Source organism: Algoriphagus limi, from assembly GCF_024919275.1.
Lineage (GTDB): Bacteria > Bacteroidota > Bacteroidia > Cytophagales > Cyclobacteriaceae > Algoriphagus > Algoriphagus limi.
In genome coordinates this window covers 1521922-1548380 of sequence record NZ_JANWGH010000001.1, presented here as the reverse complement: position 1 = coordinate 1548380, position 26459 = coordinate 1521922, and the positions used below count along the sequence as shown (strand labels likewise).

Annotated in this window: 17 protein-coding genes; 2 read left to right on the top strand and 15 right to left on the bottom strand. The window is 41.3% G+C overall.

Annotated elements, in window-relative coordinates:
* Positions 1 to 17: 17 nt before the first annotated feature.
* Both NY014_RS06695 and NY014_RS06690 read left to right on the top strand, forming a co-directional pair.
* The gene (locus NY014_RS06695) at positions 18 to 3317 is read left to right on the top strand and encodes a biopolymer transporter Tol (protein WP_259413784.1); all 3300 of its coding nucleotides are present in this window, start codon (positions 18 to 20) and stop codon (positions 3315 to 3317) included.
* Between the two features lie 9 nt (positions 3318 to 3326).
* Complete coding sequence (locus NY014_RS06690; RefSeq protein ID WP_259413783.1) at positions 3327 to 4208, top strand: YicC/YloC family endoribonuclease; 882 nt, start codon at positions 3327 to 3329, stop codon at positions 4206 to 4208.
* On the opposite strand, the gene NY014_RS06685 is transcribed toward NY014_RS06690, so the two are convergent.
* The 15 genes from NY014_RS06685 to NY014_RS06620 form a co-directional block, all read right to left on the bottom strand.
* Positions 4205 to 5773 (bottom strand): N-acyl-D-amino-acid deacylase family protein, encoded by a 1569-nt coding sequence (locus NY014_RS06685; RefSeq protein WP_259413782.1) that lies wholly within the window; start codon positions 5771 to 5773, stop codon positions 4205 to 4207. The genes NY014_RS06690 and NY014_RS06685 overlap by 4 nt on opposite strands.
* Positions 5774 to 5846: 73 nt before the next feature.
* Entirely contained in the window at positions 5847 to 6518 is a 672-nt protein-coding gene (locus tag NY014_RS06680; RefSeq protein ID WP_259413781.1) for an energy transducer TonB, read from the bottom strand.
* Between the two features lie 154 nt (positions 6519 to 6672).
* The gene (locus tag NY014_RS06675; protein WP_135073675.1) at positions 6673 to 7350 is read right to left on the bottom strand and encodes an energy transducer TonB; all 678 of its coding nucleotides are present in this window, start codon (positions 7348 to 7350) and stop codon (positions 6673 to 6675) included.
* 91 nt (positions 7351 to 7441) lie between these two features.
* A complete protein-coding gene (locus NY014_RS16385) occupies positions 7442 to 7738 on the bottom strand; it encodes a VanZ family protein (RefSeq protein ID WP_354003170.1) in 297 nt (98 codons plus the stop codon).
* A 56-nt stretch (positions 7739 to 7794) separates the two neighbouring features.
* A complete protein-coding gene (gene gcvH, locus NY014_RS06670) occupies positions 7795 to 8175 on the bottom strand; it encodes a glycine cleavage system protein GcvH (RefSeq protein ID WP_259413780.1) in 381 nt (126 codons plus the stop codon).
* A 55-nt stretch (positions 8176 to 8230) separates the two neighbouring features.
* Entirely contained in the window at positions 8231 to 15367 is a 7137-nt protein-coding gene (sov, locus tag NY014_RS06665) for a T9SS outer membrane translocon Sov/SprA (RefSeq protein WP_435520610.1), read from the bottom strand.
* Positions 15368 to 15379: 12 nt separating this feature from the next.
* Complete coding sequence (ruvA, locus tag NY014_RS06660) at positions 15380 to 15976, bottom strand: Holliday junction branch migration protein RuvA (protein ID WP_259413779.1); 597 nt, start codon at positions 15974 to 15976, stop codon at positions 15380 to 15382.
* On the bottom strand, positions 15973 to 18240 hold the full coding sequence (locus NY014_RS06655; RefSeq protein WP_259413778.1) for an NADP-dependent malic enzyme: 2268 nt from the start codon (positions 18238 to 18240) through the stop codon (positions 15973 to 15975). The genes ruvA and NY014_RS06655 overlap by 4 nt, the downstream gene beginning before the upstream one ends.
* 21 nt (positions 18241 to 18261) lie before the next feature.
* Positions 18262 to 19359 carry a DUF4837 family protein gene (locus tag NY014_RS06650; protein WP_259413777.1) on the bottom strand — a complete coding sequence of 366 codons (1098 nt, stop codon included), beginning with the start codon at positions 19357 to 19359 and terminating at the stop codon, positions 18262 to 18264.
* 140 nt (positions 19360 to 19499) lie between these two features.
* On the bottom strand, positions 19500 to 20903 hold the full coding sequence (locus NY014_RS06645) for a lytic transglycosylase domain-containing protein (RefSeq protein ID WP_259413776.1): 1404 nt from the start codon (positions 20901 to 20903) through the stop codon (positions 19500 to 19502).
* A 7-nt stretch (positions 20904 to 20910) separates the two neighbouring features.
* Positions 20911 to 22341 carry an Asp-tRNA(Asn)/Glu-tRNA(Gln) amidotransferase subunit GatA gene (gene gatA / locus NY014_RS06640; protein ID WP_259413775.1) on the bottom strand — a complete coding sequence of 477 codons (1431 nt, stop codon included), beginning with the start codon at positions 22339 to 22341 and terminating at the stop codon, positions 20911 to 20913.
* Positions 22342 to 22360: 19 nt separating this feature from the next.
* Complete coding sequence (tatA, locus tag NY014_RS06635) at positions 22361 to 22558, bottom strand: twin-arginine translocase TatA/TatE family subunit (RefSeq protein WP_135073659.1); 198 nt, start codon at positions 22556 to 22558, stop codon at positions 22361 to 22363.
* Between the two features lie 110 nt (positions 22559 to 22668).
* Positions 22669 to 23919, bottom strand: a complete 1251-nt coding sequence (locus NY014_RS06630; protein WP_259413773.1) for a murein hydrolase activator EnvC family protein — start codon at positions 23917 to 23919, stop codon at positions 22669 to 22671.
* Positions 23916 to 24656, bottom strand: coding sequence for a lipoprotein insertase outer membrane protein LolB1 (lolB1, locus tag NY014_RS06625; protein ID WP_259413772.1), 741 nt, complete (start codon positions 24654 to 24656; stop codon positions 23916 to 23918). The genes NY014_RS06630 and lolB1 overlap by 4 nt, the downstream gene beginning before the upstream one ends.
* Positions 24649 to 26430, bottom strand: coding sequence for a tetratricopeptide repeat protein (locus tag NY014_RS06620; RefSeq protein ID WP_259413771.1), 1782 nt, complete (start codon positions 26428 to 26430; stop codon positions 24649 to 24651). Before NY014_RS06620 ends, lolB1 begins: the two co-directional genes overlap by 8 nt.
* Positions 26431 to 26459 lie beyond the last annotated feature (29 nt).

The following is a 26459-nucleotide window of genomic DNA, read 5'->3' as shown; positions in this document are numbered from 1 at the left end:
AACTTCTAGTTTAAAGCATGCAAAAGAAGTCTTACCATATTATTCTTCTCTTTCTTGGTTTCCTGTTTTTTGCAGGTTCGGCATTTGCTCAATTTGATCAGGAACGATTTGGAAAGAACCGCTTACAGCATAAACAGTTTGACTGGTATTTTTACAGCTCCAATAATTTTGAAGTCTATTATTATGATAGGGGCGGAGCGAATGCCAAACTAGCTATTGAATATTTGGAGTCCGAGTTTCAGCGCTTGACGCAAATGATCGGGTATGTGGCTTATACCAAGCCCAAAATTTACATTTATAACTCCCCAGAGGAATTGCTTCAGAGTAATTTGAATCTCAATAAAGAGGAATTCAACGAGGAAGGGCAGACTAATTTCAGTAGGCTAATAGCAGAGGTTGCTTACAAAGGGGAAGTGGACCTTTTTAAGGAGGATTTGGTTTATGCGACCTCCAAAATTATCATTCAGGAAATGCTCTATGGAGCTTCTGTTGCAGATGCATTCCAATCCAATTTGCTAAATAGTTTTCCGGAATGGTATGTAGATGGGATTTCACTGTATTTAGCAAAAGGCTGGAGCAGGGAAATGGATGACTACATCCGCCATTATTTGAAGGAAGATGAGACTCCAAAAATCCTTCGGTTGAATTCAATCGAAGCTTCTTTGGTTGGTCAATCAATTTGGAATTACATAGCTGAGCGATATGGTCGTCGCTATATTTCAAGTATTCTAAACCTTTCACGGATTAATCGAAATGAAGAAAATTCAGTAGCCAATACAGTTGGTTTGAATTTTAACTCATTCATTGAAGACTGGAGAAAATACTACCTCACCATTAATCAGCAGGTTAATTCCAATTTCCGTGAAATCAATTCCTCTCAGGCAATTGCTCAGACTTCCCCTCGAGTGATCGGTACGATCATGGATATCAAATTCAGTCCTGATGGATTGAATTTGGCTTATGTGATCAATAATCAAGGAAAGTACAAAGTTCAGGTTCGCGAGGTGTCGTCAGGATTGGAGCGTACGCTTTTCCAGGGTGGATCTGTATATGAAGATCAAAATCCAAACTTCAGATCACCGGTCATTGCTTGGAGAGATTCTGCGAATTTGGCTATTGCTTCCTACAAAAGAGGAATAACTACTTTAAGATTACGATCCATTGACGGTTCTAATCAGGATAAAATTTTCCTAAGAAATATCAATCAAGTTCTCAGTCTTGACTTCAATAGTACCGGTCGCAATATGGTTCTTTCGGCAATTTCCAATGGAAAGACCGATATCTATACTTTGAACACACGAGGTGCAGGAAGGAGGTTGACAAATGATGAGTTTGATGATCTCACTCCTATGTTCTTGAATGATTCGACCATTATTTACACCACGAATTATTCTGAGGAACTGGATTCTTTATCCGGCAAATTTGAAAACCTGAATCAATTCAAAACGAGCTACAATATTTTTATGGCCGAGGTCCGGGATTCTGTTCGTCTCACCCGACTCACCAATACTTATAGTAAGAATATTCGACCACGAAAGGTAAACAGCAATACAGTCGTTTATCTAAGTGACCTCAGTGGTATCAATAATTTGATGCGTCTGAATATCGGAAACCAGATTTCTAGCCAAATTTCGGGTTACAGCAAAAGCTTAGAATCATTCGATGTCAATAGTCGAATGAATAAAATTGCTTTCTCTGTGCGAGACGGGAAAGAGAGCTTTTTAGTAATTCAGAATTATTCTGGAGCTGATTTATTTACTCCTAGTACGCCACGGGTTCAGCTTGAGCAGGCGAAAAGTTTGAACGAACGAATTGCCGCAAGAAGATTGATCGAATCTGCTCCAAAAGAAACGCAACAATCGGAAACACTCACTCCAAAACCTCAAGTTGAGGCTGAACCGATTAAAATCGATACGACCTCTCAAAAGACTACAACCTCTATTAATGTTGATCGACTAAAGTTTCAAAACCGATCCGGAATCAATACTGAAAATTATACCTTTGATTCCTTACCAAATCCTCAGTTGAATAGAGAGCAAGGGCAGACTACGGAGGAAAATGCTGGAAATATCTTGGAGGCCTTTAGGAGACAATCTCTTCAAAAACGGGTGTATGGTCCTCGCGGAATGGAACCGCAGTTTTTCACAAATAATCTAAACACTCGATTCATTGTCGATCCCCTAAGAGGATTTGGCTTAAGTATGAGTGGAAAGATGACGGACTTACTTGATAATCATTCCTTGACAGGAGGAATATCAGTTGCGCTTGACTTCCGTTCTGGAGGGGATATTTTCGCAGAATATGAATATTTGAAAAGCAGGCTTGATTTCCGGGCTAGGTTTGATAGAAGAACAATCCGATATTCTGAGGATGATATAACGTTCCAAAAGTATGTTTTGACAAAAGTTGAAGCTGGAGTTTCCTATCCTTTCAATGTTAATTCCAGATTTACAATCGCACCTTTCCTAGCTAAGACTCAATATTTCAATCTTAACCCAGACTCATTGATCTTGGCAACCAACCCTGAGTCTAATCGGTTTGATGTGAACTATGTAGGAGGAAAGGCAGAGTTTGTTTATGATCGTACTCAGCAAATTGGCCTTTATTCACAGATTGGTTTGAAGGGTAAAGTTGGATTTGTTCATTATCAGGGATTAAATCACTCTGATAGAAGCTTTAGTAATTTTTATTTAGATATAAGGAATTATCAGCGGGTACATAAAAATATCGTCCTAGCTTCCAAGCTATATGTAGGTTCTTTCTTTGGAAATAACCCACAGACATATCTAGTGGGTGGCATGGATAACTGGTTGTTTAATGAGTTCTATCAACCACCATCTAATCGTCCTGAAGTTTCTCCGGTTCGAAATCCAACAGGCGTAGAAAATTCAAATATTCTATTCGCAGATTTTGTGGATTTGAGGGGGTATGATTATGATGAAATTCGTGGAAATAAGGTGATTACATTCTCTACAGAGTTGAGAATTCCGCTATTCTCTTACCTGACTCGAGGAAACATTACCTCTAATTTTATTCGAAATTTCCAATTGGTCGGATTCTATGATATAGGTTCTGCATGGGATGTTTCTGCACCTTGGGAGCGAGTCAATGACCAAAACACAGAAATAATTAATACAGAGGGTTCTCCTTTCGAGATTACTCTTAATAACTTCAACAATCCATGGTTGCAGAGTTATGGAGCCGGTTTGCGAACTGTGCTTCTTAATTATTATGTAAAATTTGATGTGGCGCGACCAATACGAAATTATCAGACAGAAGATCTCAAGTTCTATGTAACTTTGGGTTATAATTTTTAAAAGAGCATTATGATCAAATCGATGACCGGCTATGGAAGTGTCGGATGTGAAGATGAGTCACGAATTATCCATGTAGAAGTCAAAACCCTAAATTCCAAATTTCTTGATTTATCCTTACGGAATCCTAGGCAATTTTCTGAGAAAGAGCATGAAATCCGCAATTTGGTTCAAGCTATCTTGGATAGGGGAAAAGTATCCCTAACCATCGATTTTGTAGCCAAGAAATCCTCGGAGATCCCTGTAACTATAAATGAGGATCTCTTTGATGCTTATTTTACTAAGTTCCAAACCATGGCATCCAAAGTTGGAGCTGATCAATCGGAGCTTTTCAAATTAGCCCTTCAGGCCCCATCTGTAGTAATTAACTCCAATCCCGAGGAGACTGATGATTCTGCAGATTGGGAATTAATACGGAAAGCTATCGAAGAGGCTTTGGGGAAATGCGATCAGTTTCGACAAGATGAAGGAAAGGCGCTCCTAGAAAAATTGGAAGGCAATATCCAAATCATTTCTGAGGCTTTGGAAAAAGTAAAAGCTTCAGAAGGTCAACGAAAAGGTCGAATTAAAACCCGTATCCGAAATAATTTCAAGGAATGGGTTGCAGAGAATGATTTCGATCAAAATCGTTTTGAGCAGGAATTGATTTACTATTTCGAAAAGCTTGATATCACGGAAGAGCTTGTTCGCTTAGAAACTCATCTCAAGTATTTTTTGAAGGTTCTTAAAGAAGAAACTCAACAAGGTAAAAAGCTAGGTTTTATCAGTCAGGAAATTGGTCGGGAGATCAATACCATCGGCTCCAAAGCCAATGATGCCGATATTCAGAAATTGGTGATATTAATGAAGGATGAATTGGAAAAGATTAAAGAACAATCAATGAATGTTCTTTAAGGCTTGTTTTTCCGAATGACCCTTCCATAGCCTTTTTGCTGAAATTCACCCTCTTTTACCGCAAAATTTCCGTTGATAATCACGTGTTCAATTCCTTGCGGATATTGATGTGGGTTGATGAAAGTCGCTTGATCAATAACAGTTTCAGGATTGAAAATAGTGATGTCAGCAAAAGCTCCTTCTTGAATTACTCCTCTGTCGGTCAATCCCAGTCTTTTTGCTGATAAGCCTGTCATTTTATGGATAGCAGTGGATAAGTCCATTATTTTCTTTTCACGGACATAATATCCCAATACTCTTGGGAAGGTACCATAGGCTCTTGGGTGTGGGTGGCCTATGCCTGGCTTGGATAGCCTTCCATCTGACCCAATCATGGTCATCGGATGTTTCATAATGCGTTCTACATCTTCCTCATCCATAGCATGATAGATAGTGCCCATCCCCCCATTCAGTTGAGCTTGAATCACATATTCTGCCCCTTTTTCCACGGTGGGTTCGTCTCCTTCACGGACAATCCAATCATATAAGGTTTGGCCTTCTAAACTTCTATCCCATTGTACAGTGGAAAATTGGATTCTTCTCAAATCATTTCCTCCACGGTCATTTAAAATAGCAAATACGATCCCTGATTTAATGCTGTCTTTTAAGGCAGGATTATTTACTCGTTCTTCAAATTTCCCACCTTCTAAGGCCCAGCTTGGGATTAATACGCTAATTCCGGTATGGCTTGCTGTATAAGGATATTGATCCATCATGATATCCAAGCCCAACTGATGAGCTGAATCAACGAGTGCCAAAGTCTTTTTACTGGCTCCCCACATTTTTACTCCTATTGCTTTATGATGAGTTAATACAACAGGGATTTGGGCATCGCGTGAAATTTGAATTGCCTCCTGAACTGCATCAATGAGGCCAAGACCTTCTTCTCGAAGATGAGAAGTATAAATTCCTCCTTTAGCAGCAGCCACTTTGGATAAAGCAATGACTTCATCCAGTTTGGCAAAAGTGCCGGGTAGATATTTTAAACCGGTGGAAATGCCAAAAGCTCCCGCATCCATAGCTTTGTCAACTTCACCTTTCATAGCCGCCAATTCCTCTTCCGTTGGGTCACGGTCAATATTTCCCAAATAAGCTCTTCGAATAGAATTATGCCCGACCAAATAAGCCAAATTTGGGCCGATTTCCATTTGTTCGAGCGTATCCAAATAGCTGTCTAAAGGTAAAGGGCTATTTCCATCAGGACCACCCAGTGAGAGCGTCACCCCTTGACGAACCAAGGATTCTGCTAATGGCATTTCGAGAATTGGCTCTAGGTGTGTATGCATATCAATGAATCCCGGTGCAACAGCCAATCCTGTAGCATCGATTATTTCATCGCTTTCAAAGGATCCTAATTTCCCTAAAAAGGTGATTCTGTCACCTGTGATTCCCACATCCAATACTTGACCTTCACTACCATCACCGGAGTAAACAGTACCATTTTTAATAACCAAGTCAAATTTTGGACTTTGACAGGCAAACGTTGCCAGGAATAAAATAAGGGTAAGTATTCTGTTGATTTTCATACTTACCCAAATTACAGTTTTTAAATCATCCTTTTATTCCAATAGAGTAAAATTATGGAAGAGAATTCTAGGACTATTGCAGCTTAAACCGAATAGGAATCACCATTCTGGATCTAACAGGTCTTCCTCCCATTTTCCCAGGTATCCATTCTGGAGAGTTTTCGACAACTTCTTTGGCTACTTCATCACAGCCTCCTCCTAGGGGTCTGACAACTTCCACGTCTTGGACACTTCCATCTTTATTGACTACAAAGCGGATTAAAACCACGCCTTCTATTCCCATTCTTTTGGCTTGTGAAGGGTATTTGAGGTTCTTTCTTAAATACTCATACCATGCTTCCATTCCTCCTTTGAAGCTTGCTTGAACTTCTATGAAGTCCATGATCTCCTCAGCTTTATCAATTACAGGAGGATCATCAGAAATAATAACTTCTGGAATTTCGGTTGTTTCCGTAGTATTGATATCAATAGAAATCAAAGTAGGGTCGATTTTGATTTCATCAGGCTGAGCCTGAATAATTGGTGGTATCTCAACCGGTGGAGGAGGTGGGGTTTGAAAGGTGTTTGGGATGTCAGGAATGTCCCAAAGTTCTGATTCTTTAGTAATCTCTTTGATAGGAGAGTCTGAATAAGATTTCCATTCAAAGGCAACAAGACAAAGCCCGATACTAATTGCCAGGCTAAGATTGAAAAGTGTGGATGACCATTTTCGAAGGTCTGCTTGATGGGTTTTCTTGGTTTCCATGATTTTTAGGTTTAAATGAAACGATACAAGAAATTACCCAATAAACACTTGATAAATAGTGAATTAACTGACTTTAACTATGTTAAAAGTTTTAAAACCAAGGCATAAAAAAAGCCCGAATATTATTCGGGCTTCAGTTTTATTTGTGATTGGATTAGCTCAACTTGAAACGGATTGGCAATCTCATTCGGGTACGTACTGGACGACCCCTTTGCTTACCAGGTTCCCACTTAGGAGCATCTTGAACTACTTTCACAGCTTCTTCGTCGCAACCTCCTCCGATTCCTCGAAGAACTTCCACGTCTTGGATTGAACCATCAACGTTGATAACGAATACTACGATTACTGTACCTTCGATACCCATACGTCTTGCTTGAGTTGGGTACTTCAAGTTCTTTCTCAAGTATTCATTCCAACCGGACATTCCACCTGGTGGCTGAGGCTGAGTTTCTACCACGTCAAAGATTTCGTCCGCCTTTTCTTCTACAGGAGCTTCAGCAATGACTACTTCTTCGATTACAGTTTCTTCTTCAACGTTTACGTCAAAGTTCACCTCAATTTTTTCTTCGATTTCAACTTCATCAGGAATTTCCTGGATGATTGGTTGCTCTACTGGTGGTGGTGGCGGCGGTGGTGGTTGTTCGGTGATTGGAATATCCAGTAGCTCCTCAAAGTTATCATCAGCCATTCCTAGATCCTTTAGGGATCCATCATCGAATGACTTCCATTCAAAGGCCACTAGGACAGCACCTACAGCAACTGCCAAACCCAAATTCAGGAACATTCCTGAGGTTCTGGTAAGGTCAGCGCTTGGGGTCTTTTTTGCTTCCATAGCGTGTTTGGTTTATGATAGGTTAATTTATATTCTATTTATCTAACAAGTCTAAGGATTTCCCAAGATTATTGCAAATGATTTAACATCGTCAAATCTTAAAATATCCAAAGAGCCCTAGCCAAATTCCGAGTTGGTTGAACCCTAAGTCCCACCAATCAAAGGATCGATTCGGAATCCAAAGCTGTCCAATCTCAAAAGAGACAGAAGGAATTACTGCTAAAGCAATGAAAATGAGCCAGTTTATTGATTTCTTTCCTTTCTTTAAATGGTTCTTAGAAACCCCTGCCCAAATAAATGAAAGTACGAGAAAGCAAATCGTATGGATGACTTTATCTTGAAAATCAAATGCGTTAATTTCTGGTAAGCGGTCGCCGGGTGTCAGCATCGCAAAACCTAAAATGATTAACCAGGTGATCCCAAGAAAAACCCGCAACTGACTGATTAATTTTTCCCTACTAGTTCAGCGTAGCTTTCCGAAGACAACAAATCAGCCGGAAGGTCTCCGCCAATTTTGATTTTGATCATCCAGCCATCTTCGTAAGGAGATTCATTTACAAGTTCTGGAGAGCTTTCCAATTCTTCGTTGAATTCTACGATTTCACCTGAAATCGGCATGAAAAGGTCAGATACTGTTTTTACAGCTTCTACAGTTCCAAAGACTTCTCCTGCATCAATTGTCTCGCCGACGGTCTCCACTTCGACATAAACGATATCACCCAATTCGCCCTGTGCAAATTCGGTAATTCCCACTGTGGCAATATCTCCTTCGATACGAACCCACTCATGGTCTTTGGTGTACTTTAATTCTTCTGGGAAATTCATGTTGTATGATTGATTAAGGTCTCCAAAAATAAGACGATTCCTAATTGGAAAAAATCTATTGTGATAAATTAAATCGAAGTTGTCCACCAAAGGAGGTAGAAGCTCTCTTAAAGGCGGTCGATACTCGAGGGTCATTGATCGTTCGGTCAAAATAAATCGTCAAATTCAGATTTTGATTGATAACATATCCGATCGTTGGACGAATCTGAATATTAAGGTTTCCATTGGTTACCGTGCTTCCCTCTTCGATTTTTCGCTGTACTTGCCGAGTGTCCACTACCTTCATGTCCAAGCGCAATTGCAGATCATTTTTTAGGATAGTTTCTCTGCCTTGGAACTTGAATGGAACTTTGACTCCAGCCTTTGTATAAGCGAGGTTAAATCCAAAGTCATTGCTTCGCTGTTCGGTAATTTGTGCATTGGAGAAGTTGAGACCAAGATTACGCTCTTTGTTGTAATTGATTGCCACGTTTAATCTTCCCTTGGTCATTAAGTCTATTCCTATCAATGGAGAAAATCTTTCCGAAAGGACAACTTGATTTAGTACATAAATTGGAATGAATTGGCCATCGTCATTGATTTCTGTAGGGAATTGACGGTTTTGTAAGGTGTTGTACAGTTCCAGTCCTTGTTGATATTGTAAAGAGTTGGAGAAATTGCTCGCATCATAAGTCGATACATAAGAATGCGAGATATTGATGCTGGTAAATACATCACTTAGGCCTTTGATTCGGGAAAGTCCAGAATAATCAATTCTCCAGTTTGGAAGAGGAGTTTTAGGGAATGGATTTAAGTTGGCTTCGGAGGCATCTTGTCCTCGGTAAGCAGCCAAGAATGCCGGAACCAAAACATCTTGCCCATTGATCGCATATTCTCCATTAGCTGTGTTCAATGCATCAAGCCTTCCTTTGATAATTGCTCGGTTGTTTTCAAAGTCTTGGAATAATGGCGAATTATTTTGAGAATCATCTCTAGAAAAACTAGTCCCCAAAAGGATGGTGGTCACGGAATAGGCGCTATTGTTTCGTAAAGGACTTATTGATAGGTATTCACCTGGATTATCTGCCGAATTCCTGAAGATTTCCTGATACCTTCCTACTTCTCGCTTTTCAGCATTAAGAGTAATTCTGAAATCCCGAATAGGTTCCACCAAGGCTCCTAAACGGAGGTTCATTGCACGATTTTGTTGGAAAGGTTGAGTCAATTCTGCACTTGGAGCCATCAAGCCACGCGCAGCCAATTCATTTCGGATTTGAGGATCTTGACTACCGAAAATAAATGCTAAGCCAGGATTGGTGAAAGCCCGATCCATACCCAAGAGCCCTGTGTTAGGTAAATAACCAGGTAAGAATGTTCCTTCAGTCAAACCGTAATTGAATGTCACTTCTTTTACCGACATCAAGAATTTCAACAGCTTATTACTAAAAGGTGTACCAATTGTGTCTTCCGCCGATGGGGTATTCCTTCCTGGAATGCTCGGCCTACGTGGGGCATTCAAAGCTTCCAGTTTTTTATTCTTATTATAAAGTCGGATCAGATCAAATTTACCAGAAAGTGTCTGCTCTCTGGTATTTTGAATGACGTTACCCAAAGTGTCTCGTTGCCCGATAGCTCCGGTCATCCAAGTATAAGTGGTATTGTATCGGTAATCTGCCCGAATCCAATTGACTAAAGGAATCTTGTCAAACGGAATGGTATAATTCAGATTGACATTGTGATTGTAATTCGTTCTTCTTCCGAAATTCCAGAAATTCGTTCGAACGGAATCAATTTTTTCCTGTGTATCCAAATCACCCTCTGGCTCATCAACTACCGCCATCACTGAGCCACTGTAATCAACTCGAAGGTTTTTCGTAAGATCCCAATTCAGCGTGTAGAATCGATTCATAAAGAAGGACTTCTGGAAAAGCGGATCAACACCAGATGTAGAAAGTTGGTCATTTCTATACTGAGATCGGAGGAATCTTCGATCCACATCCACTCTTGCCAATAACTGGGTTGGTGCAAAGTTCAGATTGAAGTCTTTGATCAATTGGAGGTATGGAGAAGATAGCCCCTCTGAATTTTTGAAAGGCTCAAAAGTCAAAGGTTTTGGAGCAAAGCTGTAGGTAATATTTCCCCGGTTGGTTTTGAATTCATAGCGCTGTATTTGAGCGTTTGTTTGGGTAACCGTTCCTACTGCATAGGAGAAGGAGAAATTGCTGATGTCATAGAATCTATCTGGAGCTTCAGGATTTGTTTTGAGTTTTCGTACATTGTTCAAACTAATATTCTTTCGATTCAATTGATCCTGTGCTATAGCTCTATATTCATCCCGTTCTTGATCAGTCTCAAATTTTTGTAAAGCTACTTCAAAAGGTACATCAGGATTGAGCGGATCAAATTCCGGTCTAGTGCTGGAATTTTCCACACTCATGTAAACTGGTATACTCACTCCCAATTCCTCAGGAAGTAATTTGTCTACCTTGATATTCGTAGAAACATCATATTGAGTAGTTGCTTCTCTTGATCGTTGGGATAATCTAGTTTCCAAGCCTCCAAAACCGATGGAACTATGTCTCACTGAGGCAGACACGACCGCTAAGTCTGCAATTTTTGCATTTACAAAAGCATTAGCAGCCCAACCGTTGGATTCATTTTGTCCTGTAACTCGAAGTTCATTCGCCCAAAGGCAGATACTTCTGCTTCCACCAGCTCCATTTCCAGGATTTCTGACCCCAATCATTGCTCCTTGGGTTTGATTCAGTTCTGGTCTACCTACGACAGTTACTTTGTATTGGCGGACAGATTTGGAGAATGGTAGGTTAAGAGGAAGTCCCTGATTATCTCGATCTGTTTTTACCGAAACAATTTCCTGGATGGCAATATCAATTTCATTTTCCAAAGGCCAGATTTGTCTTGGATCACGGGTGCCTTTTGGAGTGATGATAAGCGGAACTTCTATTTCATAATAGTTGTCCGTATAGTCAGTTCCCAATCGTAAAAATGCGGTAATCTCTCCATCTAAAGCATCTTCACTATCGGCATGGAAGAACATTTTGATTCGTTCAAACTGTACCAAATCCAAGGTTAGGTTTTTGAAAACAGCTCTTGCATCCCGCGCAGCAAGGTCTTCCACACAGATTCGAAGGGACTGCTCGTTCAATCTTCTTTCGACAGTGGAGGTATTATCCCGATCCCGATTGATGCCAGGAGGCAGTACATAAGGACTCTGAGTATCACTTCCCTGAGAGTTTTCTTCTATCCCTACCACGTCCACGGTTACATTTGAATTATCCGGCTCTGGAATTTCGAAAAAGCCTCGCTCAAAAAGTGATTCTTGGAATACCCGCCACTGACTTCCAATCATTCGGAAATTTGCCATTCGCAATACGACCGGCTGCTCAAAATCTGTCAAATATGTCCGAATCCATCGGATAGATTTGAATCCAGTGATATTTCCCTGAATTCGGTCAGGCTGCCTAACTGGAATTCTGAATAGGTACCAATTCACAGCTTCTCCTCCCACATTGGCAGTGACCTTGTCTACGATGTAGTTTTGACCCACGATCAAATTATTCGGACGGAGATCAATTTCATATTCGTAGTAATTCTCTAACTCATTGATGGTATTATCTGTGTTGAGGTCCTCGTTATCAGGATTGTTCGTTCCTGACGGAGTAAAGGAAAGGTTTTGATTAGGCTCTACTGGTGAGTTACCTTCCTGACCATTGAATTTTTTATAACGCTCAAGGATTTTGGCATTCTGCTCGTCAAATGACTCATCCAAATAATATTGGAAAGCATCCGCTGAAACGTCCTGTAGGATGTTATTTAAGGCTTGTTGATTGACGTTGATTCGGTCAAGGAAACGGCTTCTGAAGAAGTCTGCTTCGTCTTCATTTTTCAAACCATCCAAACCGACGTCTTGATTTTCCCGAGATTCAGCGGAATTGTCGAAGGCCGGAATAAGGAACTGCTCTCTCGTAATTCTTCCCCATTCGTTCTGACGGGTTTCAGTAGGGTCACCATCGGCAGGAAGTCCATTTTCGAAGGCATGGCTTCCGTCTTTCATGACATCTTCAGAAATGTCGCCAAGGTTGAAATAAAGCTTACCTCCCGTGGTATTGTTTTGATTGAAAACGCCATCTAATACCCGGCCATTTTCTCCTCCGATAAATGGATCAAGCAACCAGAATTCCAGATACTCAATATTGGTTCGATCGAAATCCACTTCGGTGGTGATAGCTCTCGTCACCCCGCCATAATTCATTCGTGGGTTGGGGAGAAGACCATCTTGGCGGAGATTTGGGTTGTAATTGTACATCCCTCGCTCGGAAGGGAAGTAGGCTAATTCAAACAAAGGCTCCGGAGTGATAATCACATCGCGATCTTGTTGAGGAAAAATCTCTTGCGGCACTACTCTACGGACATAGTGGTTTTGACGATCTTCTCTGGTAATGTTTGAAGGGACACCTGGGCCACTTTCTCGGTAGAAAATATTATCAATATTATACCAAGCTACCCGAGCTCTTCGGTAGGTTGCTCCTAGATTGTCTTCAGTTTGAGAACTTAAATCAAATTTATTATCGGGTGTCTGAGGGGTCGAGGCCAGCTTCCAGTTTTGATTTGCAGCTCCTCCCAAATTGAATGGAGTGATCGCAGCTTCGAAATCATCAATGTAGGACGCTCCATCTCCATCAACTCTATTGGATGTTCCCGGTATTAAATGTGCAAATTCACCGCTGATTTGTACTTGAGAAACTTCCTTGGTATCGGTGAAAGGAAGGGCATCCGCCAATTTGGTCAAGAAGCGGGATTCGTCTGAGAAATTCGCATCCAATCCCCAGATACTATTTCTTACTGTTTCGCTTCCTGTTGCTATTCGGGTGACATTTGGTCGTTCATTCAGGTAAAGGAATGTACCCCCCAAATTGAATTTATCACTGAATAAATAATCCAGCCTAGTTCCCAAAAGACTTCGGGTTTGGAAGGAAACCAAATCTGCTTTTTCAAAACTTACATTGATCTGCTTTCCGGATTGAAGGATGGCGTCATTGATAATAACCAATCTTCCCACATTGTAATCAATAGTGAAATCCACACCTTCAGTAAGTGGGATATTTCCTGCCGTTACGATCACAGAACCTGGTGCAATATTCAATCCTGGAAGCTGAATTTCACTAGCAGAACCAGCTGTTAACCTTCCCTTGATGAAATACTTATTGAGCCGAGTGACCAATTCTGCATCCGCCTGAGTCGTTCGGTAGAGCGTATCGTAGACATACTTATCCTTCAAAACGCCTTCTGTGTCAAGGAAGCGTTTTTCTAAATTTGATCCGAATGGCTCGAGGACAGGGAAAATCAATAATCCCCGATTGGAAATCATCGTCAGGCCTTCCACATAATCGAAATTTCCATCAGGAGCTGGGTCATTTTGAGGATTCAGATTATCCAATCCAGTCAATCGAATCAAAGGAACATCTTTGACTTCCTGCCCTTCCAAAAGTGAAGGGTTGTCCAAACCAGTTCGGTCATCCCGGTAGATTACCTGTAATTGGAATCCTTCTCGAAGGATTTGGCTTGCATTAAGGCTGTAGACATTTTTCATCATCAAGTCCCAGGTTGGAACTTGAGGATTGATGCGGGCAGGGCGCAATAACTTGAGGAAAATCAACTCATCCTCAGCTCGGTTTTGATAGTCTTCCGTTAATTCCCCAACTTTATAAACTTGCCCGTTGTAGGTGTATTCGTAGGCTACAGCTAATACTTCATCATTTTGTAGCCTTCGGAAAAGAGATACATATCCCAACTGAGGATTGATGAAATATTCTGTCTGATCTAGTTTTCTTGCTCCGTTGATTTGCTCGAAGTCAACTCCCTTTCGAAGTCCCAAAGCCCCTTCCATTGCACGAGAACCTGTGTCAAAAGGGCGGAAAGATGGATTGCTGGAAATATTGCTATACAATTGATTGGCTGCATTTCCAGTTGGGGCGGTAGGATCCGCAGGGCCAATGCTTGGATTGCTAGGATTCAAAAGAACCCGACCTTCTCCCAAATCCATGAATGCTGCAAAATTCCGAAGAGTCTCCGTATTTGCGGCCCGGTTCATGACATAAATCTCAATTCGTGTCACATTGACTCCGGAGAGTACCTGAGGAAGTCCTCTTAGCCAACGCTCGTAATTATCTCTGAAAAAATGAGATAAGAAGAAATGTCGGTTTTCATCGTAATTTGAAGCTTGGATTTCGAATGTTCTACCTTGGCCATTCGCATCAATTTGCAAATTATCTCTACGACCTCGCTGCGTGGAGGCGACAGCCGTGACATTCAATTTCCCAAACTGCATTTGGGTCTTGACGCCAAAAAGATTTTGTGCCCCTTGAATTAATCGGTTTTGAACAGGCATGGACACATTTCCCAATTCAATTGATTGAATGATGTCTTCTTCAAATCCATCAAACTCTAGTTTGAGTTGGTTTTGAAAATCAAAGGAGTTGTTAGAATCAAAATTGGCGGCAATTTTCATTTTTTCTCCTAAGGAGCCATTTACAGCCATTTGGATTTGCTGATTGAAATTGAAGCCTCCATTTCGCTGTTGACGAATCGGAAGGGTAGGGTTGTCAACTCGTCTAAAAATTGCACCTAGATCCAGATTGACATATCCTGTAGGTTGGATATTGATATCCGATCCACCGAAAATTCGGTCAAAATTTGGACTGACTGTCAAAGGAGGAACTAATCCTCTTCCTTCCACGGCACTTTCTCCATCCCCTCCCCGGGCTCTGCTTCGCCAGTATTCCTGCCGAACTTTGTATTCCTGAATCTGGGAAAATTCTTCAAAGTCATATTCTTGGCCTGTTCCTCCTTGCGTGCTATCAACTTCATTGAACACATTGTAACGAAGCTGAGAGGTAGAATCTACTTGAACTCGGACAGCTTGGTCAAAGAGTGATTTTGGGAAGAAAGGGGAATAGCTATTTAAGAAAGGGTTCCCAATAGGGAATAGCGGATTGGTTCGCTGATTTTGCCACAGCAAGAAAGAAGGTGCAAGCCTTCGATTGTTCAGGGAATCGATTTTAGTCTGGGTAGTATCAGTACGAGTTTGTTGGGCAATTACATTTCCTAAACCAACAAACAATCCAAACAGGATGAAGCAAACTGTACCCAGAGCTTTTCCCCTGCAAAAAGTCAGTATCGTACGAAAGTTCAATCCAAGTTTAAATTATGATGTCTTTAAAGATGCTTTAATTAAATCTTCTAAAGAAATTTCTCCCTTGGTTTTTTTGAGTACTGAGTCAATATTCTTTTCTGCGGCGGACTTTGGAAAACCTAAGGTAATTAAGGCTTTTAACGCCTCCTCCCGGATTTTATTGCTTGATTTTAGGAATCCAAGTGGTGTGGTGCTTTCTGCGGATCCAGATTTTCCGATTTTATCTTTCAATTCCAAAATAACCCGCTGAGCCGTCTTAAGGCCTATGCCTTTTACTTGCTTAATGGTATTTACATCTCCTCCCAAAATCGCCTCTTCAATTTCTGAAGCACTGAGAGAAGAAAGGATCATCAGACCTGTATTTGGGCCGACACCATTGATGCTGATCAGGAGTAAAAAAAGTCGTTTTTCGTCTTCTTCCTTGAATCCGTAAAGGGTATGGGCATCCTCTTTAATATGGAGATAGGTGAGGAGTCGAATCGACTCCTCATCCTTGATTTTACTGTAGGTTTGAAGGGAAATTTTTACTTCATACCCAATTCCTCCTACATCTATGATAACGTAAGTTGGGTCTTTGAAAACTAATTTTCCCTGTAGGTAAGCAATCATGAAGAAGCCATTTGAGCGTCAACAACAGCGATTGCTACCATATTCACGATTTCCCGGATTGAACTTCCCAGTTGAAGAATGTGTACCGGTTTGTTCATTCCCAAAAGAATCGGACCAATTGCTTCTGAATTTCCAATTTCAGAAAGCAATTTATAAGCGATGTTTCCGGATGCAAGATCAGGGAAAATCAATGTATTTGCTTTCTTATTGATCAATTCAGAGAACGGATAAACTTCTCGCTGAATCTCATCATTTAGAGCAACATTGGCTTGCATTTCACCCTCGATAATCAAACCCGGGTACTTTTCCTTCGCCAAGGCAGTGGCTTTCGCCATTTTCGCAGGAATATCTCCTTTTGCGGATCCGAAGTTGGAATAGGAAAGCATGGCAACTCGTGGTTCTACATTGAAGAATTTCACTGCATCAGCAGTCAAACCGATAATATCTACCAATTCCTCTGCACTTGGATTCAGATTAACAGTTGTATCTGCGAAGAAGAAAGGGCCTTTATCGGTATTCATGATATACATACCGGCCACTCTTTTTGCACCTGGCTTCACGCCAATGGTATGTAGAGTAGGAAGGATGGTCTTCGGATAATCACGAGTCAAACCAGAGATAAATGCATCTGCAAGGCCAGTTTCTACCATCATGGCTCCGAAATAGTTCCGCTGAGTAACCAAACGGGAAGCATCTACTGGAGTCATGCCTTTTCTCTTTCGTTTTTCGAAAAGGATTTTGGCAAACTGATTCAACTTTTCTGTTTCCTCCTGAGGATCGATGATAGTTACATGCTCAAGATCCAGGGAGCTTTCCTCGATGAGGGAAAGGATTTTCTCTTTATTTCCTAGCAAGATTGGATGAGCAATTTTTTCATCCTTGAGGATTTGAGCAGCTTTGAGGATTTTTCTATTGTCGGCTTCCGCAAAAACTACTCGCTTAGGATCCTTCTTAGCGCGAGCAATGACCACAGACATCAATCGCTGATCAATACCAATTCTCTCTTGGAGTTCTAATTCATAAGAATCCCAGTCGGTAATGTTTCTTCTAGCTACTCCAGAGTCAATAGCTGCTTTTGCCACAGCAGGAGCAATGGTGGTGATCAATCTTGGATCCAGTGGTTTTGGAATCAAATAGAATCTACCGAACCCTAGATTTGCTTCTCCATAAGCTTTGGTTACGATATCCGGAACAGGCTCTTTTGCTAGTATGGCGATCGCTTTAGCTGCCGCTAATTTCATTTCCTCATTGATCGCAGTGGCACGAACGTCCAAAGCTCCTCTGAAGATGTATGGGAATCCCAATACATTGTTCACTTGGTTAGGATGATCTGAACGACCTGTAGCCATAATCAAATCTTCACGAGCTTCGATTGCCAAGTCGTATGCAATCTCAGGATCTGGGTTGGCCAAAGCAAAAACAATTGGATTCTGAGCCATTGCTTTGATTTGGTCTTGGGAAACCACATTTCCGGCAGAAAGTCCTAAGAAGACATCCGCTCCAGATAATGCTTCGGTAAGCGTATGAATATCTCGGTCTGTTGCAAATTCGGCCTTAATAGCATCAAGATGGTCACGATCTTTTCGAATCACACCTTCCTTATCACACATGACGATATTCTCCCGCTTAACCCCTAAGGACATGTAGAACCTAGTACAAGAAACGGCAGAGGCTCCAGCACCATTTACTACAAGCTTGATTTGGGTGATATCCTTCTCAACTAGTTCTAAGGCATTAAGCAAAGCTGCTCCTGAAATGATGGCAGTTCCATGCTGATCATCGTGCATCACCGGGATTTTCATTTCCCGCTTAAGTGTCTGCTCGATTTCAAAGCATTCTGGCGCTTTGATATCCTCCAGATTCACTCCCCCAAAAGTAGGTTCGAGGGATTTGATGATATCGATAAGTTTCTTTGGGTCTTTTTCGTTGATTTCGATGTCAAAAACATCGATACCTGCAAACTTCTTGAAAAGTACACCTTTTCCTTCCATCACTGGCTTGGAAGCTTCGGGACCGATATCTCCCAATCCAAGTACAGCGGTACCATTGGAAATAACGGCTACAAGATTCCCTTTAGCGGTGTATTTGTACACATTTTCCTGATCGGCTTCGATCTCCTTGCAAGGTTCAGCAACACCAGGAGAATAAGCCAATGCCAAATCCATTTGGCTGGATAAAGGCTTGGAAGGAATGACTTCGATTTTACCAGGCGACCCCTGTGTGTGATAATTGAGGGCGTCTTCTTTTCGAATTTTGATGGCCATAAAAGCTACGTTAAGTTGGGTTTAGCTTCCTTGGTCAGGAACCCAGCTAACGTCGGTATTAAGCAAGATGGTCTCAATCTCTCGAAGGGCGTCCCGATGAACTTCATTAGGGTAATAAACAAATCCTTCGATGTAATAAAGTTTTCCTTTTTGCTCATCCACCATAAGGTAACCTAGATAGGTTCCGCCCATGGTCACGTTGTTGGTCCTCCAGGAAGCCCTGATTTCGGTTGTAAAATTATCATTTATAACCATGTTTCGGAAAGCTGGAGGGATTTGTTTTTCAGTTACCACATAGGAACTTGGAACTTCAGGGTCTCCAAAAATGTGTTGTTTCGTTACAGAGTCCCTGAGAGCCAGTATGTTCTCAGGAAAAGTCTGCTCTTCGGACACATAATCTTCTACATGAAAAAATAGACTAATATCCGGTCTGTTACCAGTAGGAGTAGGTTGTCTTAGCCAAAGAAAGCCGGGAACAGATTTAGCGATTTGATAGGAAGCGGGTACATTGATTTGTATCCCAATATTCTTTTCCGCCTCCGCATTGGCTGCTGTATTTTTTCGAGCAAGCAATATTTTTTCCAATCTTCCCCTTTCTCTTACTTCGAAAAGATTCTGAATTCTTGGACCATTTTTTTTCAGATTGTCTACTAACTGATCTTCGGTATTTCCAAACAAATACAGAACTTCCTGACCAATGGCATATTCATCTTCGACACGAAGTGAGTAAATGCTAGGGTCATTCAGGGCCTTTTCTTTGGACTCTTTAGAAAATTGGGAATTGATCACTTGGCTGGCACCACCCTTATCATCAAAAGTGGTCACGTAAATGAGATTGGTAGACATCTTGAGCATTCGGGTCATGGCTCTTGGGTCTACTGTATTGACTTTAAACTTGCTTTCAGAGCGAATCATTCCTGGTAGGTCTGACTCAAAAATATCCCGCAATGCATCACCCACAGGTCCTGCGTATTTGGCAGAGTCAATCACCAAGATAATTTCTCCAATGGAGCCCCTTGCTCTCGGTTTGGTACTTTCAGATAGGGAACCGTTGGAATCGCAAGAAGCGAGAATTGCTACAGCAAGGATGAAAAGACTGATTCTGGAAAGGAATTTCATTCAGTTGTATGGTTTGTGTGTTTGGCTGAAAGTAAAATAAATACTTTACAGGAAGGAAAATTCATTCCTGTAAGGACTTTTGGGTTTTGTTAAAAAAAATTAACAGAATTCGGCTCGAAGCAGGGGGAAACGAATACCAATTATCCGATGATGAGTCTTTGTCCCGGTTTGATTTGAGTAGAGTTGAGATTGTTCAGTCGCTTCAATTGGTCAACGGTCAATCCCTCAAATCTTCTGGAAATAATCCAAAGTGAATCACCTGGCTGGACGATGTAGGTTTTTTGTCCGTTGGAATTGGTTTGTACTTGGGCTATGGTTCTATTTGATGTACTCCCTATTGGAGCATGAATGGTGAGGCGCTGTCCAACTCGAATCAAATTTGAACTCAAGCTATTCCATTCTTTCAATTGAGAAACGGTTACCCGATGATTTTGGGCGATTTTCCCCAAGTTATCTCCGCTTTGTACCCGGTAGGTGATGGTGTTCCGCTGGATTTCTTTTTCAATTTCTGATTCATCTCGAAGAATCAACTTATTGCTTGCAGTTAGCGGTAGGGGAGCATTCCCTAAAGAATCTGTAATCCAAGCAAGATTCTCATTGATGAAATCAACCTTGCCTTTCGGGATATTCAAGGCCATTGTTTTGTTGGTCTCTGGAATTTTTCTCCGCTTTACGGAAGGATTTAATTTTTCCAGGTCGCTGATGCAGAGGTTGGTTAGCTCAGAAAGTTTTTCAAAAGATAAAGCCCGGTCGAATCGGATTTTTTCAGTTGCAAATCGATAGGTCGGGTCTTCCATGTGAAGATTATGCTCGTCCAAATGATGGAGAATGTACATCATGGCTTGGAATTGAGGGACATATCCTCTCGTTTCTCTTGGAAGGTAATTATAGATCTCCCAGAATTTCTTTTTTCCTCCTGATCTTCGAATTGCTTTTCGCACATTACCTGGTCCGCAATTGTAAGCAGCCAAAGCCAGTTCCCAATCTCCAAACATGCGGTAAAGTGATTTTAGGTATTTGGCGGCAGCCTCAGTGGATTGTTCAGGATCCATGCGGTCATCCACATCCCAATTCACGTTCATTCCGTACATTCTACCCGTTGCTGGCATAAATTGCCACAAGCCCATAGCACCGACTCTTGACCGAATCTGAGGATCTAATCCGGATTCGATAATCGCCAAATACTTGATGTCATCTGGCATTTCATGCTCTTCGAGAGTGCTTTCGAATAATGGGAAAAACAGATCCTTTCTCGCAAGGATCATTTTGGTGTAGTCTCTATTTCGAACGGTAAAGTATTGGATGAATGAAAAAATACGATCATTCAATTCGAAGGACATTTCAGTGTCCATTTTTTCAACCCGCTCTCTTACCTGATCATAAGTAAAGTCGGGGATGTATTCATAATGGTAATTGGGCTGCACCTCATCTTCTGAAAAAAGCTCGGGAGCAACCAATTGGGTCTCCTGTGAAAAGGCTTTGGAAAAAAAGAGGCTGCTCGCTACAAAAACGAATAGGAATTTTCTTCTCAAAGCTGTTTTCATTGGTCTTTTATTTTGAAATAAGGTTTACTAAATAATTGCTGAAAGCATAGAGTTCAGCCTCCTTGAAGGAATTGGCCATTACCTGTAGGCCAATCGGCATTCCTTCTTTATCCTCCCCATTCGGAATGGAAATCGCTGGAACTCCAGATACGGAAGCCTGTACGGTAAATAAATCCTCTAAATACATGGCTACCGGATCTTCACTATGCTCTCCAAACTTAAACGCTGTAGATGGCGTAGTTGGCATGATAATATAATCAAAATCATTCAAAAGATTTTCAGTGAAATCTTTGATGAGTCTTCTAACCTTCTGAGCCTTTGTGAAGTAGGCATCATAATAACTTGCGCTTAAGACGAATGTTCCCAGCATAATTCGTCTTTTTACTTCATCTCCAAATCCCTCACTTCTAGTTTTCTTGTACATGGATTCCAGGTTGTGGGCATTTGGACTTCGGTAGCCATACTTTACTCCATCAAATCTTGACAAGTTGCTACTGGCTTCAGCAGTGGTAAGAATATAATAAGTAGGGAGAATGTATTCGAGTAAAGGAAATTCTACTTCCTCGACGATATGTCCTTCTTCCTTAAGCTTGCCCAAAACAGACAAGGTATTCGCCTTGATTTCAGGCTGTAGGATAGGAGATTCGATTGATTCTTTGAGAAAAGCGACTTTCGCTCTTTTTTCAAAATGCAAAAGTTGGCTGTAGGGAAGTACCGGCTTTCTGGAAGATGTGCTGTCAAATTCATCATGACCGGCCATGATTTCCATCACCAAAGCATTGTCCCAAATTGTTCTGGAAAAAACCCCGATGGTATCAAAAGAAGAAGCATAAGCTATTAATCCCCATCGGGAAACTCGCGAATAGGTTGGTTTTGAACCTATGACTCCTGTAAATGCTGCCGGTTGTCTGACAGAACCGCCTGTATCTGTTCCTAAAGCTACTGTGCAAAGATTGGCTTGGACTGCTACGGCAGAACCTCCCGATGAACCTCCCGGGACACGCGATTCATCCAAAGCATTTAATACTTTTCCATGGGCAGAGTTCTCGTTGGAACTTCCCATTCCAAATTCATCACAATTCAATCGGCCGATGATGATTGCATCTTCGTCGATAAGGCGTTGGATGGCAGTGGTGGTGAATTGGGCTTCATAGCCCTGAAGAATTTTTGAGGAGGCGTTGGATTCGTGACCGGCATAACAAAGTACATCTTTGATTCCGATGACCATGCCTGCAAGTTTACCGGCCTTTCCTGAAGCTAATTTTTCATCCACCCATGCAGCTCGCGAAAGAGCGGATGGTCCATAAACTTCAACGAAGGCGTTTAAGTGCGCCTTCGTTTGAATATTGGAGAGATAGAAACGAACGATTGATTGACAATCAGTTTCTCTGTTTTCGAGGGATTTTTGAATTTCCTCGAATGAGTTAAATTTTTCCAAAGCTTAGAGGCTTTAGGGATTATTTTTTCTTGTCTTTCAGTCCCTCTTCGAGATCGTTTTGAATGTCTTTGGTAGCATCTTTAAACTCACGGATGCCTCGGCCTAAGCCTCGAGCCAATTCCGGAATTCTTTTAGCACCAAACAACAGGAGGATGACCAAGATGATCAGAATGATCGAGCCACCGCCCATATTTTGAAGAAAACCCAATGTAGCCATAGTGTAATTAATTTAGGGTAAATGAGGTCACAAAGATAGTATTGTCATTGGCAAGGACAAAGGAGCTTCATGACTCTGTGAATATTTTTACGAATATACGAAATTTTGACCTATCTGGACGAAATCCATGAGGCAGGATCCATTTTTTGAAGGCCTTTCCAGGTTTGAAAATGAATTTCTGCTTCACCGTCTGAATTGGTAGCAACTTTACCAATTACGTCTTTTGCTTTGACAGTTTGCCCAGTTTTTACAGAAGTGGAGGATAGCTTACTATATAAGGTATAATACTCTCCATGCTTAATCAGCACAGTCTCTCCATAGCCGGGCATAGAGGCTACTTTTGCAACTACCCCATCAAAGACAGTACGTACGGTTGAGTTGGGCTGAGTCCGAATATTTATCCCATCACTCGGTACGGTAATCCCTCGAAGGGTAGGGTGGGGATGGTCTCCGTAAGTTTGGGTGATAAATCCAGTTTCTACCGGCCAAGGTAATCTCCCTCGATTTCCTGCGAAAGAACTTGAAAGAGCCGCAACCTCGGGCGTCATCGGCATGCTGCTATCCGGTCTTTTAGTAGCGGTACTGTTGGCTTTTGCAGCTGCCGCTTCTGCCAATCGAATTTCTTCTTCAATTGCAGCCCGAATCATTGCCTCCAACTGCTGCTGTTGCTTTTTGGTGGCTGTGATTTGACTTTTGATCGTTCGTTCTTTTTTTGTCAATGAATTGACGATCACCTGCTGCTCTCTTCGAAGGGCTTCCAGTTTTTTACGTTCTTCCTGAGCTTCTGCTAGAATTTGAACCTTATCCGCTTTTCTTGCATCCAATTGTACTCGCTCCTCTGCCAATTGTGCGGTGACTTTTTCGATTTGCTCGGCTTGTTGCTTTCTACTGTCTGTATACTGCTTTAAGTATTTTAACCGCATGTAGAGTTGATTGAAATTGACCGAACTGAAAACAAAGGCTACAATGGATAGATTTCGATTCAATTTCGAAGTGTTGTAAATCATCCTACTGTACTCTGCCTTAAGCTCTTTCAGGTCTTTTTCAAGTTGGTTGATTTTGTTTTCAGTTTCCCGGATTTCTGTATCAAGAACTTTTACTTCTCGGTCCAAGGTATTGACTAGTCGGGTTTGGGCTTGGAACTGCCTGGTGACAGCATTTAAGGATCCGATGGATTCTTTTTTGGTGGCGGTTGTTTGGCGAAGGATTGCGTCAAATTCCTTCAATTTAGCCTGAATTTCCGCTTTTTGCCGCTCAAGTTCTTCTCTGGTTTTGCTGATTTGAGCAAAAGCATCGTAACTCCAAAAGCTGCCTAGGAGAAAAATAAATACAAGTAGCTTTTTTGATCTAGTTACTCTCAAAACCTAAAGGGGAAATTTAATGATTCAGACTGTAATGTGATTCCTGTCCAATCTAAATGAACAATGGTGTTTTGTTTCTCTTTTCCAAGTTGGTAAACAAACTGGTATAAGGTTTCAGAAGGGAAAGGCTGGCCTTCAACATCCTGATAATCCGCAAAACTTGCCAATAAACTACCTCTATCATCCAATGAATTACTTGCTAGTTCATTTACTTTGGCGTTTTCTGTACCGATCTTACTAAAGTATCGAACCTGATTCCGAACTTGGGTTAACTCATAACTTGACTTCACCTTGACCAAGCGGTCGCTGTAATCAAAAACAAAAGGAGGGTTGGCCCACAGGATATTTTGAAATAGGTCCAAAGAAAGGTCCAAGCCATAATAGTTTTTAAACTCTTCAAAAGTCAAATTCACATCCTCATTTCCGATTCTATCCTTGATTTGAATTTTTTCCTGTGTAATCAATCCTCTTACTGCTTCCATCCCCAAACCGGGGGAGATGGAAAACCAAAGGACTGAGTCTTTTTTCGAGCGTAGATTTAAGGTTCCTCTAGTGATTTTTCCAGATCCTTCTTCGATGACCACCTTCGCCCTTGCTGTCAAATATTGGTATTGAGGATAGCTAGGATTGAATCCCTCCATTCTGGAATTGGAACTGTAGGGAATAGTCTTTTTTGCACAGGCATTCAAAAAAATCAGACCACCCAACAAGAGGAAGTAAGCCAAAAATTTATTCATAGTATTTTTTGTCTCTTATCTTCAAAGGCAATTTTTCTGATGCTTCGGAACTTTCAGCGGCTTTTTCCCAATAGCTTACCGCTTCGGATTTTCGGCCAATGTGGTACAAAATGTCTCCGAAATGCTCCAAAAGGGTACCACTGGGTTCAGATTCGTATTGCAAAGCCCTCTCCATATTCTGATAAGCTTCCTGATATTCTCCCAATTGAAAAAGAACCCAAGCGTATGTATCCAAAAAAGTGCCATTCTCTGGAAATCTTCGCACTACTTTTTCAGCCATCTGTTTTGCCTTCTCCAAATCACGCTTTTCAAGGGAAAGGAAATAGGCGTAATTATTCAAAACCTGCTCATCATTTGGGTTGAGTTCCAAGGCCTTTTCGAAGTAGTAAAATGCTGAATCTTTCTCTCCTAAATTATAGAGTGAACTCCCCAATGAACCGAAGGCAACTTGATCCAATTGTCTGTTTTGACTCTTGTTCAAGTTTATGGCTTCATTTAATGAATTCACTGCTGAACTGTCTTTCTTTAGGGCTGATTTGACGACTCCGTCATAAAACCAAAACTCAGGGCTTTCAGGAAATTCATCGACACCAATCGTAGTAAAGTTTTCCAGCTCTTCCAGATTTGCTCCTTCACCAAAAGAGTTCAAAATTACCTGCTCTAAAATCCGTGGATTTTTAGGATTGAGTTGAATGGATTTTTTGTACCAGTCTACACTTTCTTCCTGCTTATTTTCCTTTGCATCCCTGTCGCCAAGCACTTCATAGATAGCGGCATTTTCTACTTCATCCTGCAACATTAGCGTGCTAAGAGAGTCCAATAATTGCTCCCTTTCAGGTGTTTTGATTTCCTCTAGAATCCCCGCAAAGGCTCTGGCTTTTGATTCGGGATCTAGGTCTGGACTGGCAAAAGCCCGATAAAGAAAAACTTTTGATTCTTCTTGTTCTCCCTTGGATTTCAGTAAAGTATAGGCTGCTAGTTGAAGTTCTGGTTGATTAGGATATTTTTCAATTTCCCGATTGACTAACTCGATTGCTTGATCAATCCGGTTGTTATTGTACAAGATTTCAACCAAGCCTTGAACATAGTTCGGATTCCCAGGTCTATTCTCTATAAGTTTTTCCCCTTCGCGGATCGCTTCATCCAATTGATTTTTGCGAAGATAGATTCGTTGCTTTTGCTGAGTGATCGGTTCTAAAATTCCGAAATAAGCCTCTGCTCGGTTGAGCACCACCAAGGCTTTATCAAACTCCCCTGCTTGTAAATAAATGGAAGCCAAATCCAGATTGTATTGCTGATTATGTTCTCCATCAGCTGTGAGTTGATCAAGGATTTCTGCAGCTTTCAAAGGCTGTTTGAGCTTGTTGTAAATTTCTGCTACCAGCAATGCATAATACTTGTTATCGGGCTCCAAAGCCACTGCCTTTTCGGCATAAGGAAGTGCTTTTTCAGGCTCATTAATTCGGGCAAACAATTCACCCAATTTGTAGTGAATGGCAGGTTCGTCTGGCTTAAGTTCCAAAGCATTTTGGAGGTAACCATAAGCCTTTTGGTAATCCCCCAAAGTCAGCTGCTTAGATCCTTCAATAAAATTCCGATCTGCCAGTGCTTCCTTTGCCTGAATTTTTCGCTGCTTTTTCGAAAGTTTGGTTTGTCCATTCGCCTCGGTCAGGATTCCTAGGGTCAGAATCAGGAGGCTGAGGAATATATTTTTTAAAGTCACGTTTATTCTCACTCTATAGGATTGAATCACAAACATAATGCCTTTTCTCAAAAGGAATTGTTTTGCAAAAGAACAGCTTT

Bases quoted from the DNA above. Each gene is read 5' to 3' on its own strand.
- NY014_RS06645 (WP_259413776.1), bottom strand. From the start codon at position 20,903: ATGAAAACAGCTTTGAGAAGAAAATTCCTATTCGTTTTTGTAGCGAGC.
- ruvA (WP_259413779.1), bottom strand. From the start codon at position 15,976: ATGATTGCTTACCTACAGGGAAAATTAGTTTTCAAAGACCCAACTTAC.
- tatA (WP_135073659.1), bottom strand. From the start codon at position 22,558: ATGGCTACATTGGGTTTTCTTCAAAATATGGGCGGTGGCTCGATCATT.
- NY014_RS06655 (WP_259413778.1), bottom strand. From the start codon at position 18,240: ATGGCCATCAAAATTCGAAAAGAAGACGCCCTCAATTATCACACACAG.
- NY014_RS06695 (WP_259413784.1), top strand. From the start codon at position 18: ATGCAAAAGAAGTCTTACCATATTATTCTTCTCTTTCTTGGTTTCCTG.
- gcvH (WP_259413780.1), bottom strand. From the start codon at position 8,175: ATGAATTTCCCAGAAGAATTAAAGTACACCAAAGACCATGAGTGGGTT.
- NY014_RS06675 (WP_135073675.1), bottom strand. From the start codon at position 7,350: ATGGAAGCAAAAAAGACCCCAAGCGCTGACCTTACCAGAACCTCAGGA.
- NY014_RS06650 (WP_259413777.1), bottom strand. From the start codon at position 19,359: ATGAAATTCCTTTCCAGAATCAGTCTTTTCATCCTTGCTGTAGCAATT.
- lolB1 (WP_259413772.1), bottom strand. From the start codon at position 24,656: ATGAATAAATTTTTGGCTTACTTCCTCTTGTTGGGTGGTCTGATTTTT.
- NY014_RS16385 (WP_354003170.1), bottom strand. From the start codon at position 7,738: ATGCTGACACCCGGCGACCGCTTACCAGAAATTAACGCATTTGATTTT.
- NY014_RS06690 (WP_259413783.1), top strand. From the start codon at position 3,327: ATGATCAAATCGATGACCGGCTATGGAAGTGTCGGATGTGAAGATGAG.
- NY014_RS06680 (WP_259413781.1), bottom strand. From the start codon at position 6,518: ATGGAAACCAAGAAAACCCATCAAGCAGACCTTCGAAAATGGTCATCC.
- NY014_RS06685 (WP_259413782.1), bottom strand. From the start codon at position 5,773: ATGAAAATCAACAGAATACTTACCCTTATTTTATTCCTGGCAACGTTT.